The 20,100-nt window shown below is 57.5% G+C and carries 19 protein-coding genes; 15 read left to right on the top strand and 4 right to left on the bottom strand.

Annotated elements, in window-relative coordinates:
- Nucleotides 1-100 precede the first annotated feature (100 nt).
- Nucleotides 101-2,677: an ATP-dependent chaperone ClpB gene (gene clpB / locus GGR91_RS00940; RefSeq protein ID WP_183939179.1), complete on the top strand. Its 2,577-nt coding sequence runs from the start codon at nt 101-103 to the stop codon at nt 2,675-2,677.
- A 129-nt stretch (nt 2,678-2,806) separates the two neighbouring features.
- Here the strand turns inward: clpB and GGR91_RS00935 are convergent, their stop codons facing one another.
- A complete protein-coding gene (locus GGR91_RS00935) occupies nt 2,807-3,124 on the bottom strand; it encodes a hypothetical protein (RefSeq protein WP_183939177.1) in 318 nt (105 codons plus the stop codon).
- 82 nt (nt 3,125-3,206) lie between these two features.
- On the bottom strand, nt 3,207-4,391 hold the full coding sequence (locus GGR91_RS00930; protein WP_183939175.1) for an aspartyl/asparaginyl beta-hydroxylase domain-containing protein: 1,185 nt from the start codon (nt 4,389-4,391) through the stop codon (nt 3,207-3,209).
- An 11-nt stretch (nt 4,392-4,402) separates the two neighbouring features.
- Between GGR91_RS00930 and GGR91_RS00925 the strand changes: the two genes are divergently transcribed.
- On the top strand, nt 4,403-5,458 hold the full coding sequence (locus GGR91_RS00925; protein WP_246336994.1) for a hypothetical protein: 1,056 nt from the start codon (nt 4,403-4,405) through the stop codon (nt 5,456-5,458).
- A gap of 156 nt (nt 5,459-5,614) precedes the next feature.
- On the opposite strand, the gene GGR91_RS00920 is transcribed toward GGR91_RS00925, so the two are convergent.
- Nucleotides 5,615-8,815 carry a TonB-dependent receptor domain-containing protein gene (locus tag GGR91_RS00920; RefSeq protein WP_183939173.1) on the bottom strand — a complete coding sequence of 1,067 codons (3,201 nt, stop codon included), beginning with the start codon at nt 8,813-8,815 and terminating at the stop codon, nt 5,615-5,617.
- A gap of 314 nt (nt 8,816-9,129) precedes the next feature.
- Between GGR91_RS00920 and GGR91_RS00915 the strand changes: the two genes are divergently transcribed.
- Together GGR91_RS00915 and queA are read left to right on the top strand one after the other, a co-directional pair.
- A complete protein-coding gene (locus GGR91_RS00915) occupies nt 9,130-9,771 on the top strand; it encodes a peptidylprolyl isomerase (protein WP_183941482.1) in 642 nt (213 codons plus the stop codon).
- A 16-nt stretch (nt 9,772-9,787) separates the two neighbouring features.
- Complete coding sequence (gene queA, locus GGR91_RS00910; RefSeq protein ID WP_183939171.1) at nt 9,788-10,816, top strand: tRNA preQ1(34) S-adenosylmethionine ribosyltransferase-isomerase QueA; 1,029 nt, start codon at nt 9,788-9,790, stop codon at nt 10,814-10,816.
- 15 nt (nt 10,817-10,831) lie between these two features.
- On the opposite strand, the gene pyk is transcribed toward queA, so the two are convergent.
- A complete protein-coding gene (gene pyk / locus GGR91_RS00905; protein ID WP_183939169.1) occupies nt 10,832-12,280 on the bottom strand; it encodes a pyruvate kinase in 1,449 nt (482 codons plus the stop codon).
- A gap of 80 nt (nt 12,281-12,360) precedes the next feature.
- Between pyk and GGR91_RS00900 the strand changes: the two genes are divergently transcribed.
- The 11 genes from GGR91_RS00900 to tolB all read left to right on the top strand — a co-directional run bounded on the left by GGR91_RS00900 (nt 12,361) and on the right by tolB (nt 20,078).
- Nucleotides 12,361-12,663, top strand: coding sequence for a DUF1244 domain-containing protein (locus tag GGR91_RS00900; RefSeq protein ID WP_183939167.1), 303 nt, complete (start codon nt 12,361-12,363; stop codon nt 12,661-12,663).
- 58 nt (nt 12,664-12,721) lie between these two features.
- Nucleotides 12,722-12,964, top strand: a complete 243-nt coding sequence (locus GGR91_RS00895) for a DUF2312 domain-containing protein (RefSeq protein ID WP_125229489.1) — start codon at nt 12,722-12,724, stop codon at nt 12,962-12,964.
- A gap of 169 nt (nt 12,965-13,133) precedes the next feature.
- Complete coding sequence (locus GGR91_RS00890) at nt 13,134-13,877, top strand: YebC/PmpR family DNA-binding transcriptional regulator (protein WP_183939165.1); 744 nt, start codon at nt 13,134-13,136, stop codon at nt 13,875-13,877.
- A complete protein-coding gene (ruvC, locus tag GGR91_RS00885; RefSeq protein ID WP_183939161.1) occupies nt 13,874-14,344 on the top strand; it encodes a crossover junction endodeoxyribonuclease RuvC in 471 nt (156 codons plus the stop codon). Before GGR91_RS00890 ends, ruvC begins: the two co-directional genes overlap by 4 nt.
- Before the next feature lie 149 nt (nt 14,345-14,493).
- Nucleotides 14,494-15,102, top strand: a complete 609-nt coding sequence (ruvA, locus tag GGR91_RS00880) for a Holliday junction branch migration protein RuvA (protein WP_183939159.1) — start codon at nt 14,494-14,496, stop codon at nt 15,100-15,102.
- 27 nt (nt 15,103-15,129) lie between these two features.
- Complete coding sequence (gene ruvB, locus GGR91_RS00875; protein WP_183939157.1) at nt 15,130-16,155, top strand: Holliday junction branch migration DNA helicase RuvB; 1,026 nt, start codon at nt 15,130-15,132, stop codon at nt 16,153-16,155.
- Nucleotides 16,156-16,245: 90 nt separating this feature from the next.
- Nucleotides 16,246-16,698, top strand: coding sequence for a YbgC/FadM family acyl-CoA thioesterase (locus tag GGR91_RS00870; protein ID WP_183939155.1), 453 nt, complete (start codon nt 16,246-16,248; stop codon nt 16,696-16,698).
- 7 nt (nt 16,699-16,705) lie between these two features.
- Nucleotides 16,706-17,398 carry a protein TolQ gene (tolQ, locus tag GGR91_RS00865; RefSeq protein ID WP_183939154.1) on the top strand — a complete coding sequence of 231 codons (693 nt, stop codon included), beginning with the start codon at nt 16,706-16,708 and terminating at the stop codon, nt 17,396-17,398.
- Between the two features lie 2 nt (nt 17,399-17,400).
- The gene (tolR, locus tag GGR91_RS00860) at nt 17,401-17,862 is read left to right on the top strand and encodes a protein TolR (protein WP_183939152.1); all 462 of its coding nucleotides are present in this window, start codon (nt 17,401-17,403) and stop codon (nt 17,860-17,862) included.
- 4 nt (nt 17,863-17,866) lie between these two features.
- Entirely contained in the window at nt 17,867-18,703 is an 837-nt protein-coding gene (locus tag GGR91_RS00855; RefSeq protein WP_183939150.1) for a hypothetical protein, read from the top strand.
- 13 nt (nt 18,704-18,716) lie between these two features.
- The gene (gene tolB / locus GGR91_RS00850; protein WP_183939148.1) at nt 18,717-20,078 is read left to right on the top strand and encodes a Tol-Pal system beta propeller repeat protein TolB; all 1,362 of its coding nucleotides are present in this window, start codon (nt 18,717-18,719) and stop codon (nt 20,076-20,078) included.
- The last annotated feature ends 22 nt before the right edge of the window (nt 20,079-20,100 follow it).

Genomic DNA, 20,100 nt, shown 5'->3' with positions numbered 1-20,100 from the left:
CATCAGCGCGTCTTGTGTTGAGAAAGTGCCGCACTACATTCCTATTATAAGTTGCGTTTGCCTCGCACCGGGGCAGCAACGACAATCTAGGAAATAGCGCATGAACCTCGAGAAATTCACCGACCGGGCCAAGGGTTTTCTGCAAAGCGCGCAGACCGTGGCCATTCGTATGAGCCATCAGCGGATCGGGCCCGAGCATCTCCTCAAAGCCTTGCTGGAAGACGAGCAAGGCATGGCGTCTGGCCTGATCAAGGCGGCTGGTGGCGACGCCGCGACCGCCTTGCGCGAAACCGACGCAGCGCTCGCGAAGGTTCCTGCCGTGTCCGGCGGCGGTGCGCAGCAGACGCCCGGGCTTGATAATGACGCCGTGCGTGTTCTCGATTCCGCCGAACAGGTCGCGCAAAAGGCTGGCGACAGCTATGTGACCGTTGAACGGCTGTTGCTCGCGCTTGCGCTGGCCTCAACGACTACCGCAGGCAAAGCCTTGGCCACCGCCGCTGTCACCGCCGAGGGGTTGAACGCCGCGATTAATGCACTGCGGGGCGGACGAACCGCAGACACCGCTGGCGCGGAGGACCGTTATGATGCGCTGAAGAAATTCGCGCGTGACCTGACGGAAGTGGCCCGCGCCGGCAAGCTTGATCCCGTCATCGGCCGTGATGAAGAAATCCGCCGCACCATCCAAATCCTTGCGCGACGCACGAAGAACAACCCTGTCCTGATCGGTGAACCCGGCGTCGGCAAAACGGCCATTGCCGAAGGACTGGCGCTGCGCATTGCCAATGGTGACGTGCCAGACAGCCTGAAGGACCGGAAGCTCTTGTCGCTCGACATGGGCGCCTTGATTGCCGGCGCGAAATATCGCGGCGAGTTTGAAGAGCGGCTGAAGGGTGTGCTTGATGAGGTGAAGCAAGCCGAAGGTGACATCATCCTGTTCATTGACGAAATGCACACGCTCGTTGGCGCGGGCAAAGGCGAAGGCGCGATGGATGCGGCGAACCTCATCAAACCGGCTTTGTCGCGCGGTGAATTGCATTGCATCGGCGCGACGACGCTCGATGAATATCAAAAGCATGTCGAAAAAGACCCCGCACTGCAACGCCGGTTTCAGCCCGTTTTCGTCGGTGAGCCAACGGTCGAAGATACGATTTCAATCCTGCGCGGGTTGAAAGAGAAATATGAACTGCACCATGGCGTGCGGATTACCGATGGCGCGTTGGTGAGCGCGGCGACATTATCGCACCGCTATATTGCCGACCGGTTCCTGCCCGATAAAGCCATCGACCTGATGGACGAAGCCGCGTCGCGGCTCCGCATGGAAGTCGAATCCAAGCCCGAAGAAATCGAGACGCTTGACCGGCGTATCATTCAGCTGAAAATCGAGCGTGAGGCGCTTGGTAAGGAAAGCGATGCCGCGTCGAAAGACCGGCTGGCCACGCTGGAGAATGAACTTGCCAATCTGGAGCAGCAATCATCCGAACTGACCCAGCGCTGGCAGGCGGAAAAAGACAAGATTTCGGCAGAGGCGAAGATCAAGGAGCAGCTCGACACCGCGCGTATCGAGCTTGAGCAGGCGCAACGTTCGGGCGATCTCGCCAAGGCGGGCGAACTGCAATATGGCACAATCCCGGGCCTTGAGCGGCAATTGTCCGAAGCAGAATCCGCGGCAGGTAACGCCATGCTGCGTGAAGAAGTGACCGCGCAGGATATCGCCAGCGTCGTCAGCCGCTGGACAGGCATTCCTGTCGACAAGATGCTTGAGGGCGAGCGCGACAAGTTGCTCAATATGGAGCAACTGATTGGCGCGCGCGTGATCGGGCAGCAAGATGCCGTGGCCGCTGTATCCAAGGCCGTGCGTCGCAGCCGCGCAGGGCTTCAGGACCCCAACAGGCCGCTTGGATCCTTCCTGTTCCTCGGCCCCACGGGCGTTGGTAAAACCGAACTGACCAAGGCGCTCGCTTCATTTCTGTTCGACGACGACAATGCGATGGTCCGCATCGACATGTCCGAATTTATGGAAAAGCACAGCGTATCGCGGCTGGTCGGTGCGCCTCCGGGATATGTCGGATATGAAGAAGGCGGTGTCCTGACCGAGGCTGTTCGGCGTCGGCCCTATCAAGTGGTGTTGTTCGACGAAGTCGAAAAAGCGCATTCCGACGTCTTCAACATCCTGCTGCAGGTACTCGATGATGGCCGCCTGACCGATGGTCAGGGCCGCACGGTGGATTTTTCGAACACGCTCATCATCCTCACCTCCAATCTGGGCAGCCAGCATCTCGCCGCGCTGGAAGATGGTCAGGATGTGAAAGAGGTCGAACCGCAAGTGATGGAAATCGTGCGGGGCCATTTCCGGCCCGAATTCTTGAACCGCCTCGATGAGGTCATCCTGTTCCACCGCCTTGGCGCCAATCACATGGCACCGATTGTCGATATTCAGGTGCAACGCGTGCAAAAGCTGTTGAAGGATCGCAAGATCACGCTCGCTTTATCCGAAGAGGCAAAGGCGTGGCTTGGCCGCGTGGGGTACGACCCCGTATATGGCGCACGTCCGCTCAAGCGCGCTATCCAGCGATATTTGCAGGATCCACTGGCGGATTTGCTGCTGCGCGGCGAAGTCCCCGACGGCGCGACGGTCAAGGTCGAAGAAGGGGATGGGGCGTTGAAGTTGGCGGTATAGGAGTCACGTTGTCGCGAGAACATTCTGGTTGCCGGGGCATGCGCCCACAACCAGAATGTTATAATATAGTCGCGCGATAGCTGTTGAGCTTCCCCGATTCAAATCGGCCGTTTCATCTGCAAAGCAGGATCACTGACCGCTTGGGCGTGAGGTTCCATCCTCCACCAAGCGGCGGGCGAGTTCATTGCCAGACTCGGTCATCTGGCGCCACTGCGCAAGCGTTTTGCATACCTTCCCTTTTTTCACCAGCGAACCGGTCACACGAACTGTGCGGCACCGCATGGCGTTATCGGATTTGGCTGAGGTTGCGTCGGATGCCACAGTCGAAGTGCTGCCTTGCGGTGTCGATGCAGATGCTGGAGCCGCTACAGGCGCAGACACCGGCGCCTCCGCCAAAGCAGAGGTCATGATGCCAATGGTTAAGGCTGTGAATAGAATTGGTCGCATGTGAATGTTTCTCCGTTGAGAGGCGCGGTGCAAGTAACACAGTCGCTTTTCAGTGCAAGTAAAGAGGAAAGAATCAATTAACTTAATGCGTGATTTTAAAGCCTGTTGCGTCAGCCGCAGCATAATAACGGGCGATAACATTTTGTTCAGCAACGGTTAAATGGGGATTCCATACGTCAAAGATAAGAACCGCACGATTTTGATCGCTGTCGTTCCACGCTTCATGTTCGATGGTATCATCAAAAGCAAAAGCCGTTCCCACTTTCCATTCACGGGATTCGCCCCCAACGCGGAAGCCGCATTTCTCTGGCACGATCAGCGGCAAATGCACAATCGCACGGGTATTGGTCACCCCAGTATGTGGCGGAATTCGGGTATGTGGCTTTAATATTGAGAAAAATGCACTGGGTGCACGATCGGGAAGCGTTGTGGTCGGTAAGCTGGCCAAGGCGGCGGCTGTGCGCGGGCAGCGGTCTAAAACGGCCTTGTTGGGCTGCCCATATTCCCACAAAAAGCATGCGCCCCAAGCAAGCGACTGGTCAAGCGCTGACCATTTATTTTCAGGAACGCCCGAATCCATCCGGACATAAGGCCGCAACGCGTCGCCGGGATCGGCAAGCAGCGCCTCCAATTCCCGCCGTATTTCGTCTGTCGCCGCTTCAATGGCAGGCATCCATGGAAAATGATGTCTGTCGAAAAATTCGTCCGCCGGAAGGAATGGATAATATAGGCCGTCGCATGTGTTCACATAAGTCCGTCGGCGGCCCAGCGCCACATCGACGAATGCCTTGCTACGGCGCAGCTCTGTTTCATCCATGGCAGCAGATAATGGCGCCAGTTCCGTGCTGACCGCGTCCGCGATCTGGAGTGTCGCTTGCGAAACAAACGCCTGGCCCCTGTGCAGTGCGGCGGCAATATCCGGAGATAGGTCTGATGCATGCGCCGCCATTTGGAGCACGCCGCTCCAAGCGACCAGCGCTTCGGCCTTTTCACCCGTACGTTCATGCAATTCGGCCTTGCGGAGCCAACCCATGAAGTCCCGGCGGTCGATGCTGATTGCCGCATCCAGCGCCTGCATTTCCCCTTGGTCATCGCCCTGCGCGCGCCGTGCAGTGGCAACATTTCGCCACAGCGCGCTCGACATCGTGTCATGCGTCGTTGCAGCCACGAACAGGCGCTCGGCCTCAGCATAGCTTCCGGCCCGCAGTGCAAGCATGCCTTCGCTGTTCAGTCTGGCCGCTTCGGCCGGTGGTGCGGTCTCGTTCATATGGCGAATGCTTGCCATTTACCGTTAGAAACGGCAAGGTCGATGAGGTTATGACGCATAATAATAGCGAAATATGGAACGACGGCGCATGGCTTGCGCACCGGTATGATGCGTCTGCCGACGCATTTCATATGCGGCATGTCAGCCGTTCAGCGCACAATGCCGCCACTTTCCTTACCGACGAATATCTTGGCGTGGAACCATGCCCAATGGTCCTATCGCGCAGCGAAGCCACAACGGGCCGCACGGACGACGCCAGCCTGCATTTTATTTTGCATTCCGCCTTTTGTGCATCGACCATGTTCGCCAACGGGTTTGATCTTCCGGGCCTATCTATGGGTCTGAAGGAACCCGTTTTGTTGAACGACATTGTAGGCTTTCGCCGTCGCGGCGCGCCACCCACTGCGGTCGGCGAACGGTTGCGCGATGCACTGGATATGCTCGCACGTCCATTTGGCGACGATTTGGCGGTTGTTGTGAAGCCGTCCAATGTGTTTAATGCCCTTGCCCCGGCATCGCTTGCCATGCGGCCGACAAGCAAAGCCATCATTCTGTATGCGCCACTTTCGGTGTTCCTTTTGTCGGTGGCCCGCAAGGGGCTTTGGTGCCGACTGTGGTGCCGCGAATTATTGGAAGGGCAAATTGCCGACGGCATCGTTAATCTTGGTTTTGAGCCGGGTGATTTTTTCAGGCAGACGGATTTACAAGTCGCCGCGGTGGGTTGGCTGGCACAGCAAAAGCTGTTTCATGACATGACGCAAAAGTTCGGACCTGAACGCATCGCAACACTGGACAGTGAACGCCTGACTGCCAATCCCGGCAAGGCCCTTTTCGCTGGAACGTCCTACCTTGGGCTGGGCGAACATGCCGCTGCGAATGATGCGCATCCTGCGTTCGGCACGCATAGCAAGTTCGGTGGCAGCTTCCGGACGGAGGACCGGCGCGCGGAATATGCATTGGCGCAAACGGCGCATGGCGACGAAATTGAAAAGGTCCTGATTTGGGCCGAAGCCGTTGCCCAATCTGCCAACATCCCGCTGACGTTGGAGCATGCGCTTCGCTATTAAAGCGATCGGCCTAACCTATTAGGGTCGGACATTACCCAAACCAACATAACGCAGTCTTGCAGGTCATGGTCCGGCCGCATGGCCTGGCGTGCCCTCACAATACAAAAGGGGCGGACATTGCTGCCCGCCCCCTTGTTTCATTATATGCTCTTCAAATTAGAAGCGCAGCTTTGCCGTTACAGCATAGCGACGACCCAGCGCGTCATATGTCGACGGGAAGGTGTTACCGCTGTTGTACGTTGTCGAACCAGCATTGTTGCCGGTCAGTGGCGGATCCTTGTCCAGCAAGTTCTGCACCGAAACGGTGATAGTCAGATTTTCGCTGGCATTAAGACGCGTCGACAGATCAAAGTAATCATATGCCTTGATCTTGCCCATGTTAACAGTCTGGCCACCAACGCCCAAGACCGACGAACCGATCGTTCCGTTGAAGAACGCACCACCGTCAATCACGTCAAGTGGCTCTTGCTCCATCGCCGACAGGTGACGCCACAACAACGACACATCGATCTTGTCGTACGACAATGTTGTACGCTGCGACCATGAGAAGTCTGGCTGCAGTGAACCACAGTTCGAGCTGAAGTAGCCGGTGCAATCACGATTGACCGATTCAGGGTTGAGCACGAACGCATTGAACGCCGATTTGAACGTGTAGTTACCGTTGAACGACAAAGCCAAAGCGATTTTGTCGGTCAGATCAGTCTTGTAGTTCATGATCAAGTCGATGCCGTCAGTTTCAATGGCACCCGCGTTCGACAGAACCGAAGGCAGACCAGTGAAAGTGCTCGGATCGCCGCTCAAACTACCATCGGCCGGGCTACGACGAATGCTGGTACAAGCAGCAGATGTCGATGCGCCTGCTGGCGGGGTGAATACGCTCGTTCCAAAGCAAGCCGCAATTACGTCACCAGGGGTTGGAGCCGAAATCGCGCCCGTTACCTTGATGTTGTAATAATCGATCGATGCAGTGAAGCCCGGGATAGCCGCTGGCTGGAAGATCGCACCAATGGTGAAGCTGTCCGACTTTTCAGGCTTAATGTTGACGTTACCACCACCAGTCGAGTTCACCTGACCTGCGTTAGGCTGGGGAATCGAGTTGATGTTGCCCAAGTTGGCACCCTGCGCCAAACAGACGGCACGAAGCTCGCCGGTTGGACCAGTTGACGGACGTCCTGGCAACACAGCGCCAGCCGTCGTCAACGTCGCACATGGATCGGTACCAAGGTTGGTCAATCCAGTGTTCACTGGCGAGAACAGTTCGCCAATGTTCGGTGCGCGAACGGCACGGGCAAAGTTACCACGAATAGCGAGACCTTCGGTTGGCTCCCAAGTACCACCAGCCTTAAAGGTTGTGGTGTTGTACGATGGGTTACCTGGTGCGTCGACTGTGTACGACGAATAGCGAAGGCCGCCTTCAACAGTCAGGCTGTTAACGAATGGCTTGTCGCTAACCAGTGGCACAACAAGTTCGCCAAAGCCTTCATACACGTCGAATCCACCAGAAATATCTGGCGTTGCACCGCCGGCACCACCAAGATCGCCGCCTTTGGCAAGCGCGTCAGCGCCCTGACGGGCAGTATATTTACGATACTCACCGCCGACTGCGAATGCCACAGAATCTTCAGCAAATGGGCTGGTAATGCCTGCATCACCGTTGATGGTTCCCTTGACTTGTGCAAGCGAGGTTTTCGTAAAGCTGGTGCTTTCCTGAACCAAGAATGGAATTGCTGATGGCTGAATGGTTCCGAACACATTTGCGGCAACGCATCCATTTGATGTGTCGAAGCAAACTGGTGCTGCAGCAGTTCCGCCTGCACGAAGCGACTGACGGAAACGCGAGTTCAAGGTATAACCCTTAATCGTCTGAATGTTCTCGCTTTGGCCATAGGCACCGGAGATATCCCAGTCGATTGAGTCGGTGATCGAACCGCGGGCACCCAAACGGTAATCGAATACGGTCGTGACATATTCCGAAATACGTGGACCAGCTTCGATTGCGCGACGGGCAAAGAGCGACTGCGGGTTAGGGTTGTAACCTTCACCAGCTTCGACCACGCCATTGCCGTTAACGTCAAATGGCTGCCATGCTTGCAATACAGCAAGACCGTTGCCCGACGTCGTAGCAGTTGCAGACGCGCCACCTGTACCGATTTCAAGATAACCAGCCTGTCCAGGACGCAAGCTTGGGTTAGCCGCGGCATCGCACTGAGCTTGTGTAAAGCGTGGGGTATAAACCGTCGCGCTTGGGTTAACGTCGAATGCGCAGAACTGGTTACGCGCAGCGGCAGGCAAGAACGGGTTGTTCAATGGAATGTTCACGCCGATGCTGAACGCGCCCGATGGTGCGATGATCGTGTTTACAGTGTTCTTGGAGAACAGACCACGCGAGTATACTTCTACCGCATCGCTGACTTCGTAACGCGCTTGACCGAACATGTTGAAACGTTCGAACGGTGTCTGGAAGACGTTATATGGGTTAAAGTTAAATGTCGAGAAGGTCGGAACGAGTTGACCCGCGTCGTTGATCTGGTTTGTACCGCCATTTGCCGTACCGCTAACCAGACGACTGCCCGAGAAGCGCGACGGGTATGCTGTGCCTGAACCAAGCGCCGTACCGCTGTAGGTTTCAAGTGTGGTTAGCGAAACATCGCGCGCACCTTGGTATACTGGGTCAGCTTGCTGGTAACCAACGCCGAATACTGCGTTACCGCGACCATCGTCGAAGTTTGCACCGATTGTGACGTCAGCGCGGAAAACGTTTCCGTCACCTTTTTCGGTGAGCTGCTGCGAAGCTTGGGCTTCCATGCCGGAGAAATCATTCTTCAGAATGAAGTTAACAACACCACCAACGGCGTCAGCGCCGTAAGTGGTCGAAGCACCACCGGTAAGAACGTCAACGCGCTCAACCAAAGCGAGCGGAATGTTGTTCAAATCGACCTGACCACCAAAACCGGCAGGTACGATACGATCACCGTCAAGCAATACGACGTTACGGTTTGAACCAATGCCGCGCAAGTTAACGTACGATGCACCACCGTTACCGTTATTGACCGCAGAACCGATCGAAGCGACAACGCCTGGGATTTCACGAAGAACTTCTTCGGCCAGGTTGGACTGAAGCAGTTCCATTTCCTCGGCAGAAGTTACGTTCACCGGAGCCGAACGCTCAAGGTTCGGATTGGTAATGAGCGAACCTGTTACGACGATTGCTTCGACGGTTTCTTCTTCGGCTGCCGCATCCTGAGCGAATGACGGCGTTGAGATCAACGCCAGACCCAGTGCGAGCGGTGCCGCTGCATATTTCAAATTGCTGATACGTGTGTTTTTCACGATATAGCCCCTATAATAGCGCCCCATTCCAACGGATTACCGCGTCCTGGTGGCTGTTAAACTCCCCGGCTTTTTCACTCAAATCGCACATGCAATGCACGCACGAGATGTAATGAACACTCCCCGGGTTATGGGCGCTGTGACGGATTTCCTAGGTTTGCGCAACAAATTGGGGCTGTATGACAATAATATTTCGGGGCTGTCACCTTTATGCAACAGTGACTTATCCACAGACTTCGCCTCTGCGGGGCGAATCCTGCGCAGGCAGAAAATCGTTCATGACAGCGACAGCGTCGTTCGTTAAGAGAGCGGCACTTCAGTTATAAAGGCGGTCGTTTTTGATGTTATCACGCATATTTTTGTCGAAGCTGACTGCACTCATTTTAGGCGGGCTGTTCCTTGCGGGCGCTCCCGCACTCGCGCAAACGCCGCCTGCGCCCGTTGCGCCTGACCTAGAAAATATGCTGGTGCTCGATTTATCGACGGGCGGCCGCGTTACCATTCAGATGCTGCCTGCTGTTGCTCCATCTCATGTTGAGCGGATCAAAACGCTCACGCGTCAGGGCTTTTACAATGGCGTTGTTTTCCATCGCGTGATTGAAGGCTTCATGGCGCAAACTGGGGACCCCACGGGCACTGGCCAAGGTGGGTCGGAGCTTCCCGATCTGAAAGCCGAATTTAACAAAATGCCGCATTTGCGCGGGACAGTGTCGATGGCACGCACGAATGAGCCAGACACGGCCAACAGCCAGTTCTTCATCTGCTTTCAACCGCGCTTCAACCTCGACAACAAATATACGGTGTTTGGCCGCGTGACATCCGGCATGCAGTTTGTCGACGCCATTGAACGCGGCGAGCCACCAGCGACCCCAAGCAAAGTGCTTCAGGCATCGATTGCGGCAGACAATGTCCCGCCGCCCGCATTTCCCGCGCAGCCCGTTGCTGAAAAACCCATTGCCCTAGACCAACCAAGCGGTAGCTGACCGCTTCGGCATCATCATGCGCGTAGACCTGTTTGACTTCGAGCTTCCGCCCGAGCGGATCGCGCTACGGCCTGTTAGCCCGCGGGATTCGGCGCGGATGCTATGCGTCGGTGGCGAAGGCAACATGGTCGATGCTTCAGTCAGCGACCTCCCGCAAAAGCTGCGCAAGGGCGATTGCCTGATCTTCAACGACACCCGCGTCATACCTGCGCAGCTTACGGGCCGCAGAGGCGACGCGACGATTGGCGCGACATTGCATAAACGCATCGATCTGCGCCGCTGGCAGGCCTTTATCCGCAATGCAAAGCGCCTGCATATTGGTGACTGCATTGATTTTGGCCAAGGCGTCTTGGCCAAGGCCGAAGAACGCCATGACGACGGCAGCTTTACATTGTTCTTTGAAGGCGATGAACCGGTCGAAGTCTTGCTACATCGCGCGGGCACGATGCCATTGCCGCCCTATATCGCCGGCAAGCGGCCAACCGATGCGCGCGATGCCAAAGATTATCAGACGATGTTCGCGCAAAAGGATGGCGCCGTCGCCGCGCCCACCGCGTCACTGCATTTCACCCCCGGATTGATGCAGGCGGTGCGCGATGCCGGCATAGAAACCGCGACGCTGACCCTGCACGTGGGTGCGGGCACGTTCCTTCCAGTAAAGGTCGACGACACGACAAGCCACCGCATGCACAGCGAGTGGGGCAGCATTGATGCCGAGACAGCAAATCGGCTCAACAGCATTCGCGAAAACGGCGGTCGCTTGATCGCGGTCGGCACCACCTCGCTGCGCCTTGTCGAGAGTGCCGCCGACCAAAATGGTTTGGTGCACCCGTTTGAAGGCGACACCGATATCTTCATCACACCGGGCTATCGGTTTAAGGCCATCAACGGCCTCATGACCAACTTCCATTTGCCAAAATCGACACTGTTCATGCTGGTGAGCGCGTTGATGGGCCGCGAGGCAATGCAAGCGGCCTATGCCCATGCAATCGCCAAAGAGTACCGGTTTTACAGCTATGGCGACAGCAGTCTTTTGCTGCCCTAATCGCGCAACCTGCCGTTAATGGCCCTTCAGCTCGTCGCCGGTCAGCCGGACGATGTGCAGCACATTTGTTGAACCCGGTGTGCCAAATGGCACGCCAGCCATGATGACAATGCGCCCACCAGCCTGACCCAAATGATAGCGCAGCGCCATGCGCTTGCCCTTGGCGACCATTTCCTCGAACGATCCAATATCCTTGGTCCGCACAGCAAATGCGCCCCAAAGGAGCCCAAGGCGGCGCGCGGTCGATTGGCTGGCGGTCAGCACCAAGAGCGGCACGGATGGCCGCTCGCGCGAAATTCGCCGCGCGGTCGAGCCCGATGATGTGAAGCAGACAATGGCGCTGGTCTCTATGGTGTCGACAATCCGTCCGCTCGCCTCGGCCAGCGCATCGGCCGTGGTGGAATCAGCCGGGGTCTCGGTAAAGTGGATGCGCTTGTAGAAATCGGGATCACTTTCGACCTGTTGCGCAATGCGGTCCATGATCGACACCGCTTCAATCGGCCAGGCGCCCGCCGCCGTTTCGGCAGACAGCATGACCGCGTCGGCACCATCATAAATCGCAGTTGCAACGTCCGACACCTCGGCGCGGGTGGGCGACGGCGATACGATCATCGATTCCAGCATTTGCGTCGCAACGACGACGGGCTTGCCCATGCGCCGTGCAGTCGACACAATCTTCTTCTGCAAAGGCGGCACTTGTTCGGGCAGCATTTCAACACCCAAATCACCGCGCGCGACCATCACGCCGTCGGCAAGTTCCAGAATTTCTTCCAACCGTCCGATGGCGGCAGGCTTTTCAATTTTCGCCAGCAACGCTGCCTTATTACCGATCAGCTTCTTGCCCTCGGCAACATCCTCTGGCCGCTGGACAAAGGACATCGCGATCCAGTCCACACCTTGCTCCAGCGCAAAGGCAAGGTCCGAACGGTCCTTTTCGGTCAGCGCGGCGATGGGAATGACGACGTCAGGGACATTCAGCCCCTTGCGGTTCGACAATGCGCCGCCAACTTCCACCATTGTATTGATATATTCCAGCCCGATTTCGGTGACCCGCAGAACAAGCTTACCATCGTCGAGCAACAGCCGCGCGCCGACTTCCAATGCGGCAAAGATTTCGGGATGCGGCAAATAGACGCGATGCGCGTCCCCCGGTGTGTGGTCGGTATCCAGCCGGAAAGTATCGCCCGTGTGCAATTCAACCTTGCCCTCGGCAAAGGTGCCGACGCGCAGCTTGGGCCCTTGCAAATCGACCAAGATTGTCGTTGGCCGGTTATAGGCTTTTTCGAGCGCGCGGATATTGGCGATCAGCTGCGCCTTGTCGGCTTGCTCGCCATGGCTCATGTTCACGCGGAAGGCATCGGCACCAGCGCGGAACAGCTTTTCGATCATTTCGGGCGTGTCGCTGGCGGGACCCAATGTCGCCAATATGCGGACCTTACGCATACGTGGCTTGTGATATTGCATAGAAATGGCTCCGCGATATGGATTTTGACGTTCGCACCCCCCATAACGCGGCATATCACCAACGGAAAGGGCGCATAGCTATGCAACAGGACATCCAAATATCAGACGCGGCGGCCGCAGCCGCATTTCGCCGCCTTGTCACCCATTTGCAGCACCGGCACGATGCGCAGAATATCGACCTGATGGGCCTTGCCGGCTTTTGCCGCAATTGCCTCGCCGATTGGGTGATGGAGGCGGATGGCGCGCTGACCAAAGATGAGGCACGCACGCTCATCCACGGCATGCCCGCGGCGGAGTGGAAAGCGAAGCATCAGACCGAAGCCACGCCCGAACAATTGCAACGCATGCAGGAAAGCGTGGCGAAGAACGCCCCTTCGCATTAAGGCGCTGTCATCTTGATTCGGGTGCGCAGGCACCGACCAACACCACAGGGAGAATATCATGGCCGAAGGCAATATCGCCGCCGATCAACTGCGTCTTTTCATTGAACGTATTGAGCGTCTGGAAGAAGAGAAAAAGGGCATCGCCGACGACATTCGCGACGTTTACAGCGAAGCCAAGAGCCAAGGCTATGACGCAAAAATCATGCGTCAGATCGTACGCTTGCGCAAAATGAGCCAGGACGATCGCCAAGAAATGGAAGCCATTTTGGATACGTACAAATCGGCGCTTGGCCTCGCATAATTTCCGCTTGGCTTCATTGCCGAACAGACCCGTCATCCTGAACATGTTTCAGGATGACATTGTGTCAAGGACAGCGGTTCAGTTGAGCTGAAGCAGATGTCTTGCCCAATGGCGCGTGCCTGATGTAAGGGCGCGGCTTCATATCCTTTAGCCAGAGAAGAGCAGAGCCATGGCAGGCCATAGCAAATTCAAGAATATCCAACATCGTAAGGGCGCGCAGGACAAGAAGCGTTCGGCGCAATTTTCGAAGCTGTCGCGCGAAATTACCGTGGCGGCGAAAATGGGCATGCCCGATCCCGACATGAACCCGCGCCTTCGCCTTGCGGTGAACGCGGCCAAGGCGCAATCGATGCCCAAGGATAATATCCAGCGCGCAATCGACAAGGCAGCCGGCGGCGACGCGGAAAGCTATGATGAAATGCGCTATGAAGGCTATGGCCCCGGCGGCGTTGCGATCATCGTTGAGGCATTGACCGACAACCGCAACCGCACCGCGACCAATGTGCGCACGGCATTCAGCAAAAATGGCGGCAACCTTGGCGCATCCGGCGCGGTGAGCCACGGGTTCGACCGTATGGGCCTGATCACTTACCCCATCAGCGCAGGAGACGCTGACAGCGTCTTTGAAGCGGCATTGGAAGCAGGCGCAGAAGATGTGGAGTCGAGCGAAGACGAACACAGCATCTGGACCGCAATGGACAGCCTGCATGAAGTCGCCAAGGCGCTCGAGGCGACACTTGGTGAAGCGGAAAGTGCAAAGCTCGCGTGGAAGCCACAGGTTTTGGTCGAAGTCGACGAAGCCAATGCAGCGACCTTGCTCAAGATGATCGATGCCTTGGAAGATGATGACGACGTGCAGACCGTCTGGGGCAATTATGACGTTTCCGACGAGGTGATGGCGAAACTGGGATGATCATTCTCGGTCTCGACCCCGGCTTGGGCACGACCGGCTGGGGCGTCATCCGGAAGGAAGGCAACCGCCTTTCGCATATCGACAATGGCGAAATCACAACCGATGCCAAGCTGCCCTTGGCGAACCGTCTCGTAATTTTGGACGAGAAACTGAGCGCCGTACTCGATCACTTCCGGCCCGATTATGCGGCGGTCGAAGAAGTGTTCGTTAACAAAAACCCGCAATCGACGCTGAAGCTTGGGCAAGCACGCGGCGTCGTGCTGCTGGGTGCGGCGCGCAACCGTACGCCCGTGACTGAATATGCCACGCGGCTCGTAAAAAAATCCGTTGTGGGCACCGGCAAAGCCGAAAAAGAGCAAGTACAAGCGATGCTCCGCATCCTGTTGCCAGGCTTAAAGCTCGCCGGACCAGATGCAGCTGATGCGCTCGCGGTTGCGATCACCCACGCGCATCACTTTAGGGGTTAATAGGTTACCGCAGAGGTGCAGAGATCGCCGAGAAATAATTTTGCGCCACGACCTCTGCGTCCTCTGCACACTTGCGTGAAACAAACTTTCTGTTCCCGCGATGTTCTCTTTTGCTTGCCGATTTTGTAACGAACAGCTAACCCGCGATAATGATCGCAAAGCTATATGGCCGCATTGATGAAACGGGCGTCGACCATCTGGTGATCGACGTCAACGGCGTCGGCTATCTGGTGCAGGCAAGCGCGCGGACGCTATCGGCTTTGGGCAAGACGGATGATTTCGCCACCGTATTCACAGAAATGCAGGTGTCGGAAAACGACATGCGCCTCATCGGCTTTGCCACGCGCGAAGAACGCGACTGGTTCCGGTTGCTGACGGGCGTGCAAGGCGTTGGCGGCAAGGTTGGCTTGGCCATCCTCTCGGCCATCGAACCCGCCGACCTCGCGCTCGCCATTGGCAGCGGCGACGCGGCTATGGTGGCGCGGGCAAACGGCGTCGGACCAAAGTTGGCGAGCCGCATCGTCAATGAATTGAAAGACAAGGTCGGCGCGCTCGCCGGCATCGGCGGCGGAGCGAAACTGATGGCCACGGGCGCAGCGGCCGGCAACCATGCTCAAGACGCGATGTCCGCACTTGCCAATCTGGGCTTCAAGCCCGGAGAGGCCGGAAATGCCGTGGCGCAGGCGCTCGAAGAACTCGGCCCCGATGCGACGCTCGATGCACTGGTCCGGCTGGCGCTGAAGCGGGCATCGCGGTGATCATCAAGGGCGACGGTATCAAACATTATGACTGACGACGACCGCCTCACCACGCCGGACAAACGACCGGAAGATATTGACGCCGCGCTGCGGCCCAAAACGCTCGCAGAGTTCATCGGGCAAGCGGCCGCGCGCGACAATTTGCGCGTGTTTATTGAGGCGGCGAAGGGTCGCGGGCAGCCGTTGGACCATGTGTTGTTCTTTGGCCCGCCGGGGCTTGGCAAAACAACGCTGGCGCAAATTGTGGCCAAGGAAATGGGCGTCGGTTTCCGTGCCACATCGGGTCCGGTCATCGCCAAATCGGGCGATCTGGCAGCGTTGCTCACCAATTTGGAGGATGGCGACGTCCTGTTCATTGACGAAATTCACCGGCTCAGCCCCGTGGTTGAGGAAATCCTCTACCCCGCGATGGAAGACCGTGCGCTGGATATCATGATTGGCGAAGGGCCATCGGCGCGGTCCGTGCGGATTGATTTGCCGGCGTTCACGCTGGTCGGTGCAACCACGCGGCAGGGTTTGCTGACCACGCCCTTGCGTGACCGCTTTGGCATACCGGTGCGGCTCAATTTCTACACGCATAGCGAGCTTGAGCTGGTGGTAACCCGCGCCGCGCGCTTGCTGGACCTTGGCATTGCGCCCGATGGCGCGAACGAGATTGCCAAACGCGCACGCGGCACGCCGCGGATCGCAGGTCGCTTGCTGCGCCGCGTCCGTGACTTCGCCAATGTCGCAGGCGAACCCGTCGTCACCGCAAAAATCGCCGATAGCGCGCTCAACCGGTTGGAGGTCGACGCACTTGGTCTGGATGCGATGGACCGGCGCTATTTGCACATGATCGCCGACATTTATCGCGGCGGCCCCGTCGGCGTCGAAGCACTGGCCGCTGGCCTGTCCGAACCGCGCGACACGATCGAGGATGTCGTTGAACCTTATTTGCTGCAACTCGGCCTCATCGCGCGCACAGCGCGTGGCCGTTGCCTCAATGGGCCGGGTTGGAAGCATCTGGGCCTCAACCCACCAGCAGGATCACAGGACGGATTGTTTGATACATAGCGATATGCCGAGTCCCTAAGGCGGCCAATTGCGGATACGTCCTTTAAAAAGCCTTCCCGCCGGACTCCAAAGCGGTTAACAAATTTCTCAATGCCCATGCCCACCCCCTATCAAGGCCATTTCGACGGCCCACAGCACCTGTTTGCAGTGCGGGTCTATTTTGAGGACACCGATTTTTCGGGTGTGGTCTATCATGCGCGCTATCTGCATTTCATGGAGCGTGCACGTTCGGACATGCTGGCCTGTGTCGGTATTGACCAGCGAAGTGTGCATGCGGACGGCCAAGGCGCCTATGCAGTCACCGAAATGAACATCAAATATCGACGCCCTGCCCATTTTGACGATGCCTTGGTTGTTATCAGCACCGTTGAGGCGGTGCGCGCGGCAAGTTGTGATATTCATCAAACAGTCATGCGCGGTGACGAGATATTGACCGAGGCGCGGGTGACCGCCGCCTTTGTTTCACCCGACGGCAAGCCCCGCCGACAACCCGCGCATTGGGTTGCGGCGTTTCAGCCCATCATAAACCGACACGCAGAATAGGAAGATAATGGACCTGCTCATCGCGACCCAAAATGTGGGTTTCTCACCGATTAAACTGTTTCTCGACGCTGACCTTGTGGTCAAAGCCGTCATCATCGGCCTCGCGCTGTCCAGCATTTGGGCGTGGACAATCATCGTCAGCTTCACGATCAAAATGTCGGGCATCCGCCGCCAGAGCGAGAAATTTGAAACCGAATTTTGGGAAAGCAACGATATCGCGGCTTTCGCCAAAACACATGGCCAAAGCACGTTGCCCGTCGCTAAGGTATTTGCCGCAGGCATGACGGAATGGCGGCGTTCGACCAACGGCAAAACAATTGACCGTGCCGGAACGCGCGAGCGGCTGTCGACCGCGATGGACGCAATGATTGCGGCAGAGACCGACCGTTTGGCCAACCGTTTGAACTTTCTAGCGACCACAGGATCGGTCGCACCCTTCGTCGGCCTGTTCGGAACCGTTTGGGGCATTATGCGCAGCTTTGCCGCGATTGCCGCCGAACAGAATTCAAGCCTCGCCGTCGTCGCGCCTGGCATTGCCGAGGCGCTTTTCGCGACCGCCATTGGCCTGTTCGCGGCCATTCCGGCTGTCATCGCCTATAACCGCTTTTCGCACCGGTTGAACCAATATGAAGCGCGCATGGGCCGCTTTGCCGACGGTTTCCACGGCACGCTGTCGCGTGAGTTGGAGCATGAGGTTTAACGATGGCCATGAACACGTCTTCAGGTCGAAGCGGTGGCCGCGGTAGACGTCGCGGCGGCCAGCGTGCGCCCATGGCGGACATCAACGTCACGCCCTTTGTCGATGTCATGCTCGTTCTGTTGATCATCTTCATGGTCACCGCGCCCTTGCTCGTCACGGGCGTTCCGGTTGAGCTTCCCGAAAGCCGCGCCAACGCGCTTGAGCAGCCGCAGGAGCCCATCGAAATCACCATCGATCAATCCGGCACAACCTTTATCGATGGCACACTGGTGGCACCGAGCGAGCTGCCCCCGCGGCTTGAAGAAATTGCCGGCGCGCAAGACGCAGCAAAGCCACGCCAGATCATGCTGCGCGGGGATACGTCGATCAGCTATGGCCAAATGATGCGCGTGATGGGCGAACTGAACCGTGCAGGCCTGAATAGCGTGAGCTTGGTCACCACAGGTTCATCTGGCGAAAACTAACGATATGGCAATGGATCGGGTCGAGAAAGTCGGACTTGGCGCTGCGATTGGCGGCCATGTCATATTACTGGGCGCATTTGGCCTGGGTCTTTTGGCATCCGCAGACACCATCAAAAAGCAGGAATCGATTTCGGTTTCGCTGGTGGGTGAAATTGCCGATGTCTCGACTGCGCCCGACGCCATTCAGGAAGAATCCGCACCGCCAGCCGCTGGTGACACCGCGCCGAGCGAACCGCCACCTGCCCCAACCCCGGTGATGAAAATCGAAAAGCCGGTGGCCAAGCCGGTGCAAAAGCCTGCAAAGCCCGACACTGCGCCGCCCCTTGCGAAGGTTGCTGCCAAGAAAGAGCCGGTGAAGACCGCTGCCACGCCGCCGAAAACGGTGAAAGCAGCCGCACCAAGCGGCAAAGGGTCAACGCCAGCCAAACCCGGCGGGCTCAGCCGCAATTTCGAAGACAGCATCAACAATATCGGCAAGGCCCCTGGCGCTGGCAAAGCGGTGGGCACGCCTGCAGCAAAGACCGCGACCGAAGTGCGCCGATCAGTCGGCATCAGCATCGCTGGCCAAATTCGCAGCCGCGTTCGGGCATGCGCGCCGTCGGGTATCGACATCAACAAAATCGAGACATTCGTCACGCTCAGCCTTGAACCATCGGGAAAGCTTACCTCGGTGCGCTTCGACAAGCAGGTCGGCGTGACCGACAGCAACCAACCGCAGGCTGGGCCATTAAAAGACTGCATCTTGCAAGCGGTACGCGCAGCATCCCCCTATGACGGGCTTGACCCCGAATATCATGACGTCTGGAAAACCCACGCACTTCGTTTGCGCGCCACGGGATAAAGGAATGAACTATATGACCTCCTTCTCATTTTACCGGAAGCTCGCGTCTTTCCTGCTTCTAATTGTCGGCAGTCACAGCGTCATGGCGCAAACCCCGCCGCCTGCGCCTGATACAGATGAGCCCGAGCTGGTCGAGTTCGACACATCGAAGACACGCTCCATTGCCGTACCCGCATTGGTGGCCCCAGCCCCTGCCGATACGCCCGCCGGGAACAGCGCCGCACTTGGCCGTCAAATCGCTGAAGTCATTTCATCCGACTTGCGCGCATCGGGGGTGTTTGAAACGCAAGGCCCCAATGGCCTGCGTGCGATCGCGTTGCCCGAGGTAACGGCACCGCAATTTGATTATTGGAAAGGCCGCACGGTCGAACAATTGGTGCAGGGTTTCGTCCGCGTGGGCGGCGACGGCAATCTGACCGTGGGCTGTTATTTATATGACGTCGGCTTTGGCAATGAAACCACGCGCCTTGGCTTCAACGTACCGCCGCGCGAATGGCGCAGGGCCGCGCACAAATGTGCCGATGCGATCTATGCGAAGCTGACTGGCGAACTGCCGTTCTTTGACAGCCGCATTGCCTATATTGCCGAAACCGGTCCCAAGGGCAAACGCGTCAAACGCCTGGCGATCATGGATTCAGATGGCGCAAACCACCGCTTCATTACCAATGGCCAGTCCACCGCGCTGACACCCCGTTTCTCGCCCAACTATAAATCGATCCTGTATCTGTCTTATGTCGACGGCAATCCACGCATCTATGTCTATGATATTGATGCCGGTCGGCAGCGGTTGATTACGCAATCGCGCAACCCGACCTTTGCGCCGCGCTGGTCGCCCGATGGGCAGACCATATTATATTCGATGGCGGTTGCGGGGAACACCGACATCTACAAGATTTCGGCAAACGGCAACGGCACGCCCGTCAAGCTGACAACATCGCCCAGCATCGACGTCGGCGGAAGCTTCTCCCCCGATGGTCGCCAGATTGTATTTGAAAGCGACCGATCGGGCAGCCAGCAAATCTATGTCATGAACGCAGATGGATCCAACCAACGGCGGATCAGCTTTGGTTCGGGGCGGTACGCGACCCCCGAATGGAGCCCGCGCGCGGACCTTATTGCTTATACCCGCATTGCGGGCGACTTCCGCGTTGGCACCATGCGCCCCGATGGTTCGGGCGAGCGGCTGCTGACCGACAGCTGGCAGGACGAGGCCCCGACATGGGCGCCAAATGGCCGCGTCATCCAGTTTTTCCGCACGGCGAAGGGCAGCGGCAAAACCAGTATCTGGCAAGTCGATCTTACAGGATCGAACGAGCGCCAATTGCCGACGCCGGTTGACGGATCGGACCCCGCATGGGGACCGGTATTGCCGTGAGTGCGTTTCGATCATATTTCTG

Source organism: Sphingorhabdus rigui (assembly GCF_014196595.1).
Lineage (GTDB): Bacteria > Pseudomonadota > Alphaproteobacteria > Sphingomonadales > Sphingomonadaceae > Sphingorhabdus_B > Sphingorhabdus_B rigui.
This window is presented reverse-complemented; position numbering and strand designations above follow the sequence as displayed.